Genomic DNA, 15,519 nt, shown 5'->3' on the forward strand with positions numbered 1-15,519 from the left:
AACGGTCTTCAATCGTCGGCCGGGATGAAACGCAGCGTGCCGGCGCGGCGCGTGGGCTTGCCGGTGTCGTTGGTGTGGTTGATCCCGTCCATGACGGGTACCTCGGGAAAGTCGAAAGGGCTCACGCCGTCGAGGCAGGCGATGTTCACGGCATAGAGGCTGGTGTCGGAGCGCCGCTGGTGATGGGTGTAGATCCCGCAGTGCGAGCAGAAGAAGTGCTGCGCGGTCCCGGTGTGGAAGCGGTAGCTGGTCAGCGCTTCCTCGCCCCGCAGGAACTTGATCCCGCCCACCCTAAAACGACGGCGGCGTGTTGATCCAGACAACCCGGGTCGTCTGCTTGCCGGAATTCCCGTAGGTGTGAACCAGGTCGGACAGGAAGTGGAAGGAGTCGCCCGGCTTCAGCAGGAAGCGGGTGCCGCTGACCGTCAGGTCGAGCTGTCCTTCGAGGACGTAGCCCGCTTCCTCGCCGTTGTGCTGCAGCTCGCCGCTGAAGGCGCCAGGCTGCAGGACCACGATGAAGCCTTCCAGCAGCCGGCCGTCGGCCTGCGGCACGATGATCTCGGCATGGATGCGGTCATTGTCCTCCGCCTCGGCGTGGCCGATGAGCGGACCCTCCCCGTTGCGGCTGATCGAGACCGGCGACTTCGGCCCGCCATGCAGCAGCGCCGAGACGCTGATGTTCAGCACCTTGCAGATGCGGTGGTGGGTGGTGAGGGAAGGGATCACCCTCTCGTTCTCGATCTTGGAGATCATGCTCTCGGAGCATCCCGCGAGATCCGCCCTGGGACTGGAAATCGAAGACTGCGATCTGTCGACCCACGCCGAGCTGGATTGGAAGCAGATCGCAACGCTGGCTCTACCGGCACCAGCTGCTCGTCTTTCCGGCGCAGCGCCTGTCCAACGGCGATCTGGTGGCCATAAACCAACAGGCTGGGCCCGCCGCAGGCCCAGAAGCCGCACAAGTACACACTGCGGGGACATGAGGAGATTTTCCTTCTGTCGAACATCGTCGCGGATGGACGGCAGATCGGCAGAACCATGACCGGCTTCGGCTGGCACACCGACACGATCTACCTCGCTGAGCCGACGGCGCTCACGATGCTGTACATGGTGGAGGTCCCCGAGAATGGCGGATCGACGCTGTTCGCCAGCACCCAGGCGGCGCTCGACGCCATGCCGGCGGACGAGGTGAAGCGCCTCCGGCAGTCGCGCACCGTGCATTCGGTGGAGGCGATGTATGTGCGGCGGCGGAACTCGCCGCCGGTGCCCGACGAGGAACGCGTGCCCATCGTCTCGCATCCCATTGTCCGCGTTCATCCGGAGACCGGTCACGAGGGGCTGTTCATCAGCCGCAACTCACTGTGCGGCGTCGAATCGCCCTATACGGACATCACCGAGCAGACCGTGGTCGAGCTGATCAAGTACGCCACCCAGCCGCAGTTCTGCTACGAGCACCACTCGCGGCCCGGCGACTTCATCCTGTGGGACAACAGGGGAATGTTGCATTCGGCGACCGACTACGATTTCGAGAAGGACCGGCGTCTCGTCTATCGACTCGTGACAGGCGGAGAGATTCCCATCGGTAGCGCCAACGTCTGAGCGGCGATTTGCGCGACCGTCGAGGCCTCAAGCGACGCCGACCGCGCGCAGTTTCTTCAGCGTGTTCTTGCCGATCTTGCCGTCGTCATCGAGACCGTTGGCGCGCTGGAATGCCTTGATGTCGTCGGTCTCTTGGTCGAGGTTGGCGGGCGGCAGGCCGAGCAGAGCGCGGTTGACGGCATAGTAACGACAGCGTTCCGCCATGCCGTTGTCGCCGCCGTTGATCAGCCGCGAGACGGTCTTGAACCAGCCGCGCGCGGCGATGGGGGATAGGCCGCCGACCTTGTCGTTCCAGAACCAGCAGGCGGCGCGCGTGCCGTGCTCGGGCTGGCAGATCAGCGTGGGATGGTTGATCAGGTCGAGTTCCATTGCAGTGCCACAGCGGTGATGCGCATCCTTGCCGGTGATCTGGATAGGACCGTGTCCCTTGAATTTCGGGCCGTCGCCCTCCTCTGTGTTGCCGAGATCGGCGCGGAACTCGTAACCAAGCTGCTGCTCGGTCGGTCCCCAGATCTCCTCCATGAATCGATATTCGCCACTTTCGTGCGCGAGCTGCGCCATGAAGGCGGCGACCAAGATGGGTGTGTCGATCTTGCCCCAGTCGAGTGCAGGATTGATGAAGGGCAGGTGCGCGTTCAGCCGGGCGCCGGCATTGGGCATCATCTGCCGCAGCAGGTTTTCGGAAATTGGGAGCATTGTGACCTCGATCGGTCTGCCGGGAAAAAGTCCGGTGATATTCAATTATACCCCGTCAGCCACGGCGTTGGGGAGAGGTGTTTTGTTCGCCCGGGATATGCACCAACGCAGAGCGGGCCGTACACGCTGCCGCGAGGCAGACGAATTGATTTCAGGCAGCACCAGGCTTGCAGGAGTTTGCGAATCATTCTCATGGCGAGCCGCTTCCTGGCATCGTCATCTGCTTCCCTGGCCGTCTACATCGAACACCGCGACGACCTCCTGAACGATGGCAACAAGTCGTCGCCGGGGCTCTAATCGTGGCATCCTGGTGGATTTCGTGGGGAAGAAAGACAGTGGCGTCAGGAGCGATGTCGGCAACCGGCGATTGATGCCGGTGATGCCTCGTGGCAGGCTGCCGTCGAGCATCGAGAGGGCACCTTCACAGATGACCCCTGAAGAACTGAAGCTCAGCCGCCAAAGGCTACACATAGAAACTACATTGAAGCGGGTCGACCAGAAACTTGCCCGCGATCAGTTCGAATTCCAGAGCACCCACCAGTTCGAGCTCCAGAAGAAGAAGGAGGCGCCGAACGGATGGAGTGCGCTTCTCACTCCCACCGGCGGCATCCTCGTCGCCGCCACCATCGGCCTTCTGGGAACGGCCGTGGGAAAATGCACCGACAACGAGATAGAGACGAAGAAGCAGCAGACTGCGATCATTCTCAAGGCTATCGACGTTCCGGCTGGTCTTTCGGGGGAGGAGCAGGAACGTCAGAGAACCAGCAATCTTCTTTGGTTCGAGGACAACAAGTTCATTTCGCTCCCCGCGGAACGCGTCGCTGAGCTTCGGAAGATGCTGGACCTCAAGCCGGGACAGAGTGTGCCGCCGCCGACCATCGCGACGGCAGCACAGACAGTCGTCGAGGTGCCCGACAAGCCCAACTACAATCTGGAAGCGCCAGCGAAGAGTCCTGGTCAGACGAATGCGGCCTACAAGCTCCTCAATCTCGCGGTGGCTGAGATCAACAGGAACATCGACAGGCAGCGGACGCCGGACCGAATCCTCGAATACTGGAAATCTGTCTCGTGGCAGAACCCTACTATCACGCTCCCGTGGAACGCCGCCTTCGTTTCGTGGCTGACCCAGCAAGTCGCGCCCAACCAGTTGAAGCCCAGTGCCTCGGTTGTGCGATTGTGGGAGGAAGCCCGGAAGGCGAGTTTGGCGGTCGACCCGCCGGCTCCCTTGCCCGGCGACATTGTCGTCCTCCGAGGTTCGCCCGATGGTCCGCCGGCTCATGTCGGCATCGTATACAGCATTGATGGCGACCGGCTCATGGTCGTTTCCGGCAATGTGAACAGCGCCGTTCGACTGAACCCGTTCAGGGTATCGAACGTCGTGGGCTACATCCGCCTCAAGGATTGAAGAGAGATCCTATCGGTCCCGATGCTCGGGCATCGCCTTGAGCTGATCCTTGGTCCAGCCCGTCACGGCATGGACGTCGCCGTCCTCGTCGCGCATGCAGTCGAGGCCGGCGATCGGGACGCCCACCGGCTTGGCGCCGATGCCGAGGAAGCCACCGACGTCGATCACGACCTGGGCCGTCGAGCCCGCGCCGTGTAAATGCGCGACCGAACCGATCTTCTCGTCGCCGGGCCCGTAGATGGTGGCGTCTTCGAGAATTTCCGCGGTGAGTTCGTCGGCCGTCAGGCGGACATGCTTGCTGTGGTCCATGGTCCCACTCCTCTCCGGATGGTCAGGACCTCGTTACCCGCCGGACGCGTGGCCGTTCCCGGCAAACGTCAATCGTCGGCCGGAACGAACCGAAGCGTGCCGGCGCGGCGTGTGGGCTTGCCGGTGTCGTTGGTGTGGTTGATCCCGTCCATGACGGGCACCTCGGGGAAATCGAAGGGGCTGATGCCCTCGAGGCAGGCGACGTTCACGGCATAGAGGCTCGTGTCGGATCGCCTCTGGTGATGGGTGTAGATCCCGCAGCGCGAGCAGAAGAAATGCTGCGCCGTGCCGGTGTGGAAGCGGTAGCTGGTCAGCGCTTCCTCGCCCCGCAGGAACTTGATCCCGCCCATCTCCGCCATGGTCACGACCGCACCGCGCATGCGGCAGAAGGAACAGGTGCAGCGGCGGATCGAATTGAACCCGTCGCTCAGCGTCACCTCGAACCGCACCGCGCCGCAATGGCATTGACCGGTCCGAACCTTCGCGTCGTCCACCATGGTGCGATGTCTCCTTGTCCCTACACCACGAAGTGGTCGTGCTGCGTGTCGTGATGCAGCGCGTCGAGGATCGGCGGCGCATCGGTGGCCGGGGCGTCGTGGCTCTCGACCGGTGTTCCCATGTGTTCGGCCATCGCCTGCGCCATCTCGTAGGTGTCGGCCGCGCTGGGCTGCGGCGGTGGATCGGCGATCATGATGTGGGCGTTGAAGCCCTCGCCCTCCGCGCTGGTGATGATCTCGAAGGCGAAGTGGAAATCGATCTTGCCGTTCCCATCCGCGTCGCGGAAGCGCTCGATCGAGCCGTACTCCGCGAAATGGTCGGAGAAGAAGTCCAGCGCGCCGGTCAGAGTGCCCCAGCTATGGTTCTCCAGCTCCTGGCCTTCGACGGTGACGGAGAAGGACATCGAGGTGAAGCCGCCACCAGCGCCGCTGAAGCCCATCACGAGGTCCTGCCGGTCGACCAATGCGTCGATGTCGACCCCGAAGTCGATCGACGCATTCAGCGTGTGCACGCCGGAGCCGGCACCGTGATCGGCGACCATTTGGATCATCGCGAAGTATGAAGTAGCGTCCGCAAAGCCCGCCGCGATGTTCGCGCCGGCGTTCATGAAATCGTCGACCACAGCCGCATTCGGCGCGGCGACGACCATGGCAAAGGCGTTCGTATCGCTCATATCGGGGTCCAATGAGTGATAGTCGCCATACACTGCGATGGCGACCGCCTTGTTGAAGTCAGCGCCTGCTCTGCTGGCGTCGACCGTCGCTTCCACGATCAGCGCGCTGCCTGGCGTGCCGTCGCCGGCACTGATGCCTGCCGTGGCCTGGGCCAGGCTGTCGAGGAAACCCTCGGCAGTGGCAACCGCCTGCGCGGTACCGGCATCGGACATCGTGAACGCGTTACCGCCCTCGGCATGGGTATGGGCGATGGCTTCACCGTCCGTTGCCACAGCATGAGCCTCGGCGACGGCGTTGCCGCCGGTACCGCCATCGGAACCGTCACCGCCGAAGGCCTCGGCGGTCGCCGTGACCTGCGAGGCGACGCTGGAGGCGAGTGAGATGATGGCTTCGGCGTTTCCGCCGTTGCCGCCCGCCAGAGCCGAATGACCGCCCGCGCCGCCGCTCGCCCCCGACGTGCCGTCGATGATGTCGCTCAGGTCGGGAAGGGGAACCGTGGAATCGAGCGCAAGGGAGGAGGAAGCGTCGCCGCCCGCGCCGCCCACTCCGTCCGCCGCGCCGCCGTCACCGCCGATGGCGTGCTGGAGCATGGTCGCAGTGCCCTCTGCGGCGACCGCGATCGCGGCGTCGATGAGCGCGCTGCCGCCGCCGTCGCCGCCATCGGCACCGTCCAGGCCCGCGCCGCCGTTGCCGCCGGTCTGGGTGATGGTCGCTGTCGCCATCGCCGGCACCATGGGGTCGATCGGAGTCGTGACGACTGCCCCGGTGCCCGTCAGGCCGCCGCCGCTGATGCCGCCGCCGCCGGTGCCTCCGACATTGCCGGCGCCGGTGCCGGTGCCGCCGGCCCCGCCGACGGCCACCGCCGTTGCCGTCGCCGAGATCGCACCAAGTGCCGCCGCGCCGACCGCGACCATGCCGCCGTTGCCGCCGTTCCGCCCGTTACCGCCCGCGCCGCCTGTCGCTGTGGCATTCGCGATGCCGTCGGCGGCATCGGCTGTGGCGACCGTCGTCACGGCGGCCGCACCGCCGTTGCCGCCGGTGTTGGCGGCGGAGTCGCCACCCGTGCCGCCCGTCGCCGTGCCGTCGGCCGTCGCCGTTCCCGTCGTGGCTTCGGCGGAGATGGGTCCCCCCATTATGCTCAAGGCATCGCCGCCCGCGCCGCCCTTACCGGTTCCGCTCGCGGCCCCACCGTTTCCGCCATTGGCGGTGGCGGTGGCGCTGGCCCAGGTGACGCCTTGCACCTGCATATAGACTTCTGCCGATCCACCGGCGGCGCCGTTGCCGCCAGCGCCGCCCGTCGCCGTGGCGGTCGCGATGGCATCCTTGGCGGACGACGAAGCCGTCGCGGCGGCGGAGGCCATACCGCCCGCGCCGCCGAGGTTGCTGTCGGCGCTGCCGCCCGCGCCGCCGGTCGCGATGGCCCGGGTCTCCGCATTCTCCAGCAGTGAATCGGTTCCGCCAAGAGCGAGTGCCAAGCCGCCGGCTCCGGCTCGGCCGCTGCCGCCGTTGTCGCCACCCGTGCCGCCGGTCGCCGAGACCTCCGCAAGCAGGATGCCGTCATCCAGCAGCGCAAGCTCCGCCTGGGCGTTGCCGCCGGCCCGTGCATCGACAGCGCCCGACAGGACGTTGCCGGCATTGCCGCCGACTGCCGTGGAGGAGCCGGTCATCGAGGCGGTGACGGGGCTGCTGCAGCCGCAGTTCTCGACGTCGAGTGTCGAGATGGCATTGCCGCCGTTGCCGCTTGCAATCCCGTCGCCGTCGCCGCCGTTGCCGCCGGTCGCGACCTGCTTCAGCGTCACATAGCCGTCCGCAGCCATGCCGGACACCGCATTGTCCATCCGGGAGGCCGCGCCGGCACCGCCGCCGCTGCCGCCATTGCCGCCCGTCTGCAGGGCCGTGACGGTGATGGTGCCTCCGGTCACGCCGGTGCCCGTGGCCGTCGCGGCGGCCACGCCGCCCGCGCCGCCCCGGTAACCGGTGCCCGACGCACCGCCATCGCCGCCGATGGCGGTAGCCTGCACGTCGTTGTCGGTGCCGGTCGATGTCACCGAGGCGCGGGCGATGGCCGTTGCCTTGCCGCCCGCCTGGCCGGCGCCAGCCGAGCTGTCGCCGGCATTACCGCCGGTTGCCAGGGAGATCACGTTGCCGTCGACCAACGTCATCCCCGTTTTGGCCGTGGCCGTACCGCCTACGCCGCCGACACTGCCGTTACCGCCCTTGCCGCCCGTGGCGGTGACATTGGCAATTGTCTGTTCCCCGGTGTTCGTCGCGACGAAGCGGGCGAGGGCGTTGCCGCCCTTGCCGCCGGTTGCGCCGGCGGAGTCGCCACCCGCGCCGCCAGTGCTGAGCGCGCTCAGCATCAGGTCGGCGGCAGTGCCGCTCACCGCATTGGCGACCGAGACAGCGCCGCCGGCGCCGCCGTGGGCGCCGTCGATGCCATCGCCGCCTCGGCCACCGGTCGCGATGACCGAGGCGCTGCCGACGCCAAGGGTCTGGGCATTGGCCGTGACGCCGCTGACCACACCACCCGCGCCGCCCGACATGCCGCTGCCGCTCCCCTCGCCGCCGGAGCCGCCCAAGGTTTCGACGTCGGCGGTGGACAGGAAGTTACCACTGGTTTTCGAGGTCGCGTTGGCCCTGACGACGGCACCACCTGCACCGCCGCTGGCGGCAATAGAGTTGCCGCCATCTCCGCCGATCGCCGTGACGCCGGCGCTGGCCACGCCACCAGTGACGGAAGACCCCGCCGCACTGGCCGTTCCGCCGGCACCACCCGGACCACTCTCCTCATTGTCGCCGCCACGGCCGCCGCGGGCCGTGGTGGTGGTCAAAGCCGACTGTTCGACGCCGGTGGATACGACGGAGTTGCTTGCCGTTGCATTGCCGCCCGCCGCGGCGGCGCCGGTCGAACCGTTGCCGCCGTTGCCGCCCGTCGCCTCGGCGCCAGCCGTGCCGCCGACCAGCGTGACGATGGACTTGATCGTCGCCGCGCCGCCCGCGCCGCCGCTGGCTCCGGCGCCGGCCTGGCCGCCGTTAGCCGTGACGCTGGCGTCCGTGGCCGTACCGGTGTTCGTCATCGAGAGGCCGGCGGTCACGTCACCGCCAATGCCGCCCGTCGCGTCCGGGGCCTCGCCGCCTGCGCCGCCGGTGAGGTTCGCGGCCAGCGTCAGGTTCGCCGCGGTGCCACTCATAACCTTGCTGGCCGTGACCGCGCCGCCTGCGCCGCCATTGGCGCCCTCGATGCCGTCGCCGCCCTTGCCACCGGTCGCTTCGACCGTCACGGCGGCGCTGCCGGCGCTTTGTGCATTGGCCGATATGCCGCTGACCGCACCGCCCGCGCCACCCACGTAGCCACTGCCGATGCCCGTGCCGCCGTCGCCGCCGGTGGCATTGGTTGTGGCGATCGCATCGGAGTTACCGAAGGACAGGGCACTGGCGCCGGCCTGGACGACCGCGCCGCCCATGCCACCATTGGCGGCCGTCGAATAGAGATCGCCCCGGCCGCCGGCGCCGCCCGTTGCCGTGCTGCTGGTGGTGGCGCGGTGACCGGCGCTGATCGTCGCCGTCACACCGGCCGCTCCCCCGGCGCCGGCATTGCCGCTGCCGGAGCTATCGCCGCCATAGCCGCCGGTCGCCGTTACGGCACCGTCGACATCGCCGCCCCCTCGCGAGATCGAGGAGGAGGCCGTGGCATTGCCGCCCGCGCCGCCCGAGTCGCCGTTGCCGCCGTTGCCTCCGGTAGCTTCGTTGGTCGCGATGCCGGCGTTGGCCTCATCGAGCACACTATGGGTAACGGACGAGAGCGCCGCGCCGCCGGCGCCGCCCAGACCGCCGGATTGGCCTTCGCCACCGTTACCGCCGACTGCCGTTTGCGACATCGTCCAGTTGGCAGCACCGACGGCCACCGCCGCGGTGCCGAGCGTGCTGCCGCCGCCATTGCCGCCATCGGCTCCATCGTAACCCGTGCCACCATTGCCGGCGGTCTGTGTCACTGTCGCCGCGGCCTCGGTGCCGCCGCCTTCGGTCGTCGTAATGGCCGTCGCGCTGGTCGCCTTGGTGAGCGATGCGCCGTTGCCGCCGCGATAGCCCGCAAGCAAGGCGGTGCCGCCATTGCCGCCGGTCGTTTCCGCCTGGGCTGTGGCGCTGAGGCCGGCCTGGGCAAAGGCCGTTGCCTTGGCATTGCCGCCCGCGCTACCGCTGCCCTCTCTGCTACCGCCCGACCCCGGCATTATGCTGCCGCCGTCGCCGCCGCTCGCGGTCGAGGTGGCGCTTGCGCTTTCTCCCGTGAGGGTGGCGCTGCTCGTCGCTGTGGCTGCGGCTCCGCCAGAGGTGCGGCCGGGCGCATGCGCCGAGCCTGCGTCACCGGCGTCAGCTGTCGATTCCAGCGTGACCGACGTCGCGGTCGTATCATTTACACTCAGGTTGGAAACCGCCGCGCCGGCCGAGCCGGCATAGCCACTGTCCTCGGCGCCGCCGCCATTGCCGCCGATGGCGAGCTGCCTGAGGGTGAGGGTGGCATTCACGGCCTGGCCGCTTGCCGCGTTGTTCAAGGTGACCGAACCGCCGTTGCCGGCCTGGGCGCCACCATAGCCCCAGCCGCCGGAGCCGCCGGTGACCGAGACACTTGCCTCCGAGTCGACGACGGTGTCGACCGTCGCGGTGCCACTGCTCTTGCCGCCGTTGCCGGCACGGAAGCCCGAGCCATAGGCATCGCCGCCGTTTCCACCCTGGGAGAGGGCGGAGGCGGTGACGTTGCCGTCCGTCGGCGTCGGGGTCACCTGGTTGCCGTTGACCGCGGAGGCCGACGCGGCGCCCCCATTGCCGCCATTCCCGTCGCCAGTGCCCGCGCCACCAAAGCCGCCGCGCGCATCGGCATAGGAACTGAGGTAGGTGTATCCTTTGAGATTGCTTGTTGCGATGGCCTCGCCGCCCGCGCCGCCACCGGCTGCGCCAGTGCCGCCCCCGCCGCCCTGAGCAATCGACTGCGCTGCGACAGTGCTGCTGGCCGTCGGGTTGGCCGTGTCGTCGAAGGCGAGAGTCGATTTGGCGACGCCGCCGGAGGCGCCGCGACCGAAATCGGAGGCCGCGCCGCCATTGCCGCCAGTCGCCGTCTGATCGAGATGCAGCGTGCCGAAATCGGTCGAGCCGGTCACGCCGTTGATGACTCTGGCCAAACCACCCTTGCCGCCTGAACCGGCGCCAGTGCCGAGGCCGCCATTGCCGCCCGCGTGGTCGATGGTGGCCCAGCCGGTCGCTCCCGCACCGGCATGGACCTCGGCCGTCGAAAGGGCACCCTTGACGCCGGTATCACCGCCCGCTCCGCCGGTGCCGTCATTGCCGATGTCACCGTTGCCACCGCGGGCAGTACTGGTCGCCCTTGCGTCGCCGTCGGCGTTGCTGGCGGTCGAGTTCGCGCGCGCCTTGCCGCCTGCGCCGCCGGCGGCACCCGCACCGGCCGAACCGGGTGTGCCCGCCGCGCCACCGTCGCCGCCATATCCCTCGGCGGTGGCGAGGGTCTCGCCCCCGGGGGTACTCGCCGACGTTCGGGCGATCGCACGCCCTTGGCTGCCCTGGCCGCCCGCGCCGGCATTGCCGCTGGTCTCGGCGCCGTCGCCGCCGATGCCGCCTGAACCGCCATAGGCCAGAGCGATGGAGTCTTCGCTGGTCGAGTCGGCGGTCGCGAGGGCCGGGCCGCCATTGCCCCCATCGCCACCATTGCCATTGGGCTCAAGACCGTTCGTGCCATTGGTGCCGGCTGTACCGGTCTCGACGACATACGCCATGGCGAATCTCCCCCAAGAACGGGGGTATGTTTAGTTGGTATGAGCAAACATGTCTTGCCCCGGCTTGGGGGATCGAGCCGGCGTCGTCGCGTCGGCGATCTGGTCCGGCCTACATGCCGGTCACGGTGTCAGCGAAAGTCTTCCCGCTTGAGTTCGATCGTCTGGCCGTGCGGCGTGCGATCCGCGGCATGGTCCCAAGCGTGATAGTAGCGGTCGAGCGTTTCCGGCGAGGCAATGCCCTTGCGCGCGACGAGCCGTTCGAGCGTTGCGAGCCAGTGGCGGTAGTAGGTCGTGCCGTCGTCGGGATCGCCCTCGGCAATGGCGGCCTTGATCTGGGCGCCGAGTTCGTCGGCCCATTCGTGCCAGGAGAAGACGCCGCGCTGCTGCAGGGTGAGCGCCATGGCGAAGGCCTGGGCCTGCCAGGGCTCGGCGAAGACCGGCGCTTCGCCTTCGCAGGGGATTCCCGGCACGGCTTCCAGCGCCGCGCGAACGGACGTGAGATCCGACGGCATCAGGCCGGCTCCAGGTACGGCTCGAAGGCCTCGATGGAGATGGTGGCGCCGTCTTCCGCATCGGGTCCCCACAGTTCCCTTCCGTCGAACACGACGGTGTAGAGCCATTCGCCCTGCTTGATTCCCTTCTCGACCATCGCGTCGGGATAGGTGTGGCAGCCCTGGATGCGCCCGACCGTGCCGAGGTGGCCGCGCGCGAAGCGCGGCAGGCGGGTGTGCGAATGGGGATGGATGTTCTTCGCACGAACCTTCTGGCCGACCTTGAAGACGGCCGGCGCGCGCGGCGGCTGGTCGTGGTTGGGGCGGCTCACCGAAGCGCCGGCCTTCGCGCCGGACAGCGGCTGACGCTTCAATGGACGGCCAGGGCCACTTGAGTGACCGGCCGCCAGTTCCGCATCGGAGAGGAGGCCGCGGTCGAGGCAGAGCCGTTCGAGGCGCAGGAACCACTTCTTGTAATAGGACGAGGAGAGATAGACCGCGGGCGGCAGCGTCTCGATCCAGTAGCGGCCCACGTCGATGTTCCATTCACCGGCCGAGCCCATGACCCTGTTGAGTGCGAAGGAGCGCGCCTGCCAGTCGGCATGGAAGGGAACTTCGTGCGGATCGGGCGTGACCTTGCCGAAGCCGTCCATGCCGCCCATGTCGTGGACGCCGTTCATGCCGCGACCTCGTTCGCTTGCTTCGGGAAGCCGGTGCCGATCATCGAATCGCGCGTGACCAGTTCGGCGAGCTTCTCCTCGGACCAGCCTTCGGTCGCGGCGGGTCGCATCGGCAGGACGATGAAGCGCGTCTCCGCCGTCGAGTCCCACACGCGGACCTTCGTCTCGTCGGGCAGGGTGACGCCGAAATCGGCCAGCACCTTGCGCGGCTCCTTCACGGTGCGGGAGCGATAGGGCGCCGACTTGTACCAGGTGGGTGGCAGTCCCAGCACATCCCACGGGTAGCAGGAGCACAGGGTGCAGACGATCATGTTGTGCGTCGTGGGCGTGTTCTCCACGGCAATCAGGTGATCGCCGACCTTCTGCTCGAGGCCGAGCTGCGCGATCGCCTTGCTGGCGTCCGCGAGCAACGCCATGCGGAATTCTGGATCGGCCCAGGCGCGCGCCACGACCTGCGCGCCGATATGCGGCCCGATCTTCGTCTCGTAGGTCTCGATGATCGAATCGAGCGCCGCCGGATCGACGTAGCCTTTCTCGGTCAGGATGGTCTCGAGCGCGCGGACGCGAAGCTGCATCTCCGAAAGCTCGGAGCCATGCTCGTGGTCATGGTGATGATCGTGATCGTGCCCATGCTTGTGGTCGTGGTCGTTCGACATGGCATCCCTCTTCGCCGCCGGCGTCACGGAGTGTCGACCTTGATGTTCCAGATGTCATCACAGTATTCGCGGATCGTGCGGTCGGAGGAGAACCAGCCCATCCGGGCCGTGTTCAGCACGCTGGCCTGCCACCAATCCTTGCGGTCGCGCCACCGGGCGGCGACCTGATGCTGCTTCTCGGCATAGGCATCGAAATCGGCGCAGACCATGAAGGTGTCGTGATGCGTGAGGACGTCGACCAGTTCGCGGTAGCGATCGCGCTCGTCGGGAGAGAAGAGCCCGGAGCGGATGGCACCGATGGCGTCGAGGAGATCGGGTGACGCCTCGATGGATTTCTTCGAATCGTTGCCCGCGGCCCGTCGCGCATTCACCTCCTCGGCGGTCATGCCGAAGATGAAGATATTCTCCCAGCCGACATGTTCGCCGATCTCGATGTTGGCGCCGTCCAGCGTGCCGATGGTGAGCGCCCCGTTGAGCGCCAGCTTCATGTTGCCGGTCCCCGACGCTTCCAGTCCGGCCGTCGAGATCTGCTCGGAAAGATCCGCGGCCGGGATGATCCGCTCGGCGCGGCTGACATTGTAGTCGGGCACGAAGACGATCTTCAGCATGCCCCGGATCGTCTGGTCGTTGTTCACGCGGGCGGCGACATCGTGGATCAGCTTGATGATCAGCTTGGCGCGGTGGTAGCTGCTCGCGGCCTTGCCGGCAAAGAGCTTGACCCGCGGTGTCCATTCGCGCGTCGGATACATCCGCATCGACTGATAGAGCGCCACGGTTTCGAGGATGTTGAGGAGCTGGCGCTTGTATTCGTGGATGCGCTTGATCTGGACGTCGAACATCGCATCCGGGTCGATGCGGATCTGCAGCGTATCGGCGATGCGGTCCGAAAGCGCCGCCTTGTTGGCGCGGCGGACGGCGATCAACCGGTCATGCAGTGCGGCGTCGCCGGCGCTCTTGGCCAGCGTCTCGAGTGCCCGCGGATCGTCCATCACCTTTTCGCCCGCGACATCGACGAGCAGGCGGGTCAATCCCGGGTTGGCCTCGAAGAGCCAGCGGCGGAAGGTGATGCCGTTGGTCTTGTTGACGATGCGGTTCGGATAGAGCTCGTTGAGGTCGCGGAAGACGGTCTGCCGCATCAGTCCGGTATGCAGGGCCGACACGCCGTTGACCCTGTGCGAGCCGATGAAGGCCAGCGAGCCCATGCGGACGCGGCGACCGTTGTGCTCGTCGATCAGCGACAGCGCCGCAACCAGCGAGGCGTCCCGCTGCTTGTCGGCGGGCATATGGGCCAGATGACGCGAGTTGATGAGATAGATGATCTGCATGTGACGCGGCAGCAGGCGTTCCATGAGCTGGACCGGCCAGGTCTCCAGCGCTTCCGGCAACAGAGTATGATTGGTGTAGGAAAACACCGCCTGCGTGATCTGCCAGGCCTCGGGCCAGGGCAGGGCATGCTCGTCCACCAGCAGGCGCATCAGCTCCGCGACCGCGATGGCGGGATGGGTATCGTTCAGCTGGACGGAGGCATACTCGCCGAGGTTGCGGACGTCGCCGTACTGCTCGATGTGCCGGCCGATCAGGTCGGCGAGCGAGGCGGCCGAGAAGAAGTACTCCTGGCGCAGGCGGAGTTCCTGGCCGGCCGGCGTGTGTTCGCTGGGATAGAGGACCTGCGAGATCGCGTTGGCGCGTGCCCGGGCAGCACTCGCACCGACATGGTCGCCCTGGTTGAAGGCGTCCAGCCGCAAAGGGTCCGGTGCGCGCGCCGACCACAGGCGCAGGGTGTTCACGTGCTTTCCCCGCCAGCCCGGCACCGGCGTGTCGTAGGCGATCGCATCGATCGTTTCGGCGGGATGCCAGACGTAGCGGATGCTCGTCTCGTCGGCGTGATCGCCGCCCAGCGCTTCCACGGTTCCGCCGAAATGGATTTCGTGCCTGGCCTCGGGACGTTCGAACTCCCAGGGGTTGCCGAGGGACAGCCACGATTCGGGATATTCCTGCTGCCAGCCGTTCTGGATGACCTGGCGGAAAAGCCCGTGATTGTAGCGGATGCCGTAGCCGTAGGCGGCCACGGAGAGCGTGGCCATGCTTTCCATGAAGCAGGCCGCCAGCCGCCCGAGGCCACCGTTGCCCAGCGCCGCATCGGGCTCGATGTCGCGCAGCGTATCGAGGTTCACGCCCAGCTCGGCCAGGGCAGCCCGCATGGGGTCGAGCAGGTTGAGGTTGTTCAGGTTGTCGATCAGCAGGCGGCCGATCAGGAACTCCAGCGACAGGTAATAGACCTGCTTGCGCTTTTCCGCCTGGGTGTCGCGGCTCGACTGCATCCAGCGATCGACGATGCGGTCGCGGACCGCGAGCGCCGTGGCGATGAACCAGTCACGCGTGGTTGCGACCACCGGATCCTTGCCGACGGAATAAGTCAGCTTCCGGATAACGCCTCTGCGCAAGGCAGCGACGTCCTCATCGCGGGCCGGCAGGGCCAGCCGGGAAGCGATGGCATTGTTGAGGGCCGGTGGTGTCTCACTCATCAGGATCGTTCCTCACATGGCTTAAGGTGATCGCCCGTAAATTCGACAAGTCGTCCGGTGACTTGGGGACTCTCTTTACTGTCTCGAAGGCTTCGATGCCTTCGGACCATGCCATATCTGGTTCGCTGGTTGGGATTCTCAAACAGCAAACGACGACCTTGCGTCGCTCCGCATCTTTCCGGTCCTTACCGGAACAACACCCG

At 67.1% G+C, this 15,519-nt stretch carries 11 protein-coding genes and 1 pseudogene; 2 read left to right on the plus strand and 10 right to left on the minus strand.

Features of this window, described 5'->3' with window-relative positions:
* Positions 1-8 precede the first annotated feature (8 nt).
* Both AC1ROX_RS09785 and AC1ROX_RS09790 read right to left on the minus strand, forming a co-directional pair.
* Positions 9-290: pseudogene (locus tag AC1ROX_RS09785) on the minus strand (GFA family protein); the annotation flags it as partial.
* 1 nt (position 291) lies between these two features.
* Positions 292-981: a helix-turn-helix domain-containing protein gene (locus tag AC1ROX_RS09790; RefSeq protein ID WP_493124868.1), complete on the minus strand. Its 690-nt coding sequence runs from the start codon at positions 979-981 to the stop codon at positions 292-294.
* Here AC1ROX_RS09790 and AC1ROX_RS09795 point away from each other — a divergent pair.
* The gene (locus AC1ROX_RS09795; protein WP_493125331.1) at positions 931-1,599 is read left to right on the plus strand and encodes a TauD/TfdA dioxygenase family protein; all 669 of its coding nucleotides are present in this window, start codon (positions 931-933) and stop codon (positions 1,597-1,599) included. The two genes, AC1ROX_RS09790 and AC1ROX_RS09795, sit on opposite strands and share 51 nt — an antisense overlap.
* Before the next feature lie 27 nt (positions 1,600-1,626).
* Here AC1ROX_RS09795 and AC1ROX_RS09800 read toward each other — a convergent pair whose 3' ends face one another.
* Positions 1,627-2,295 (minus strand): glycoside hydrolase family 19 protein, encoded by a 669-nt coding sequence (locus AC1ROX_RS09800; RefSeq protein ID WP_493124870.1) that lies wholly within the window; start codon positions 2,293-2,295, stop codon positions 1,627-1,629.
* A 319-nt stretch (positions 2,296-2,614) separates the two neighbouring features.
* Here AC1ROX_RS09800 and AC1ROX_RS09805 point away from each other — a divergent pair, with 319 nt between their 5' ends.
* A complete protein-coding gene (locus AC1ROX_RS09805; protein ID WP_493124872.1) occupies positions 2,615-3,700 on the plus strand; it encodes a hypothetical protein in 1,086 nt (361 codons plus the stop codon).
* A gap of 9 nt (positions 3,701-3,709) precedes the next feature.
* On the opposite strand, the gene AC1ROX_RS09810 is transcribed toward AC1ROX_RS09805, so the two are convergent.
* The 7 genes from AC1ROX_RS09810 to AC1ROX_RS09840 all read right to left on the minus strand — a co-directional run bounded on the left by AC1ROX_RS09810 (position 3,710) and on the right by AC1ROX_RS09840 (position 15,316).
* Complete coding sequence (locus AC1ROX_RS09810) at positions 3,710-4,009, minus strand: PRC-barrel domain containing protein (RefSeq protein WP_493124874.1); 300 nt, start codon at positions 4,007-4,009, stop codon at positions 3,710-3,712.
* 68 nt (positions 4,010-4,077) lie between these two features.
* Positions 4,078-4,506 carry a GFA family protein gene (locus AC1ROX_RS09815; RefSeq protein ID WP_493124876.1) on the minus strand — a complete coding sequence of 143 codons (429 nt, stop codon included), beginning with the start codon at positions 4,504-4,506 and terminating at the stop codon, positions 4,078-4,080.
* 20 nt (positions 4,507-4,526) lie between these two features.
* Positions 4,527-10,964: a beta strand repeat-containing protein gene (locus AC1ROX_RS09820; protein WP_493124878.1), complete on the minus strand. Its 6,438-nt coding sequence runs from the start codon at positions 10,962-10,964 to the stop codon at positions 4,527-4,529.
* Between the two features lie 128 nt (positions 10,965-11,092).
* On the minus strand, positions 11,093-11,476 hold the full coding sequence (locus AC1ROX_RS09825; RefSeq protein ID WP_493124880.1) for a nitrile hydratase accessory protein: 384 nt from the start codon (positions 11,474-11,476) through the stop codon (positions 11,093-11,095).
* Positions 11,476-12,135 carry a nitrile hydratase subunit beta gene (gene nthB, locus AC1ROX_RS09830; RefSeq protein ID WP_493124882.1) on the minus strand — a complete coding sequence of 220 codons (660 nt, stop codon included), beginning with the start codon at positions 12,133-12,135 and terminating at the stop codon, positions 11,476-11,478. The genes AC1ROX_RS09825 and nthB overlap by 1 nt, the downstream gene beginning before the upstream one ends.
* Positions 12,132-12,791 (minus strand): nitrile hydratase subunit alpha, encoded by a 660-nt coding sequence (gene nthA / locus AC1ROX_RS09835; protein WP_493124884.1) that lies wholly within the window; start codon positions 12,789-12,791, stop codon positions 12,132-12,134. The genes nthB and nthA overlap by 4 nt, the downstream gene beginning before the upstream one ends.
* A gap of 23 nt (positions 12,792-12,814) precedes the next feature.
* Positions 12,815-15,316, minus strand: coding sequence for a glycogen/starch/alpha-glucan phosphorylase (locus AC1ROX_RS09840; protein WP_493124886.1), 2,502 nt, complete (start codon positions 15,314-15,316; stop codon positions 12,815-12,817).
* Between the last annotated feature and the right edge of the window lie 203 nt (positions 15,317-15,519).

The sequence above is a fragment of the Reyranella sp. GW821-FHT14A01 genome (genome assembly GCF_058803965.1).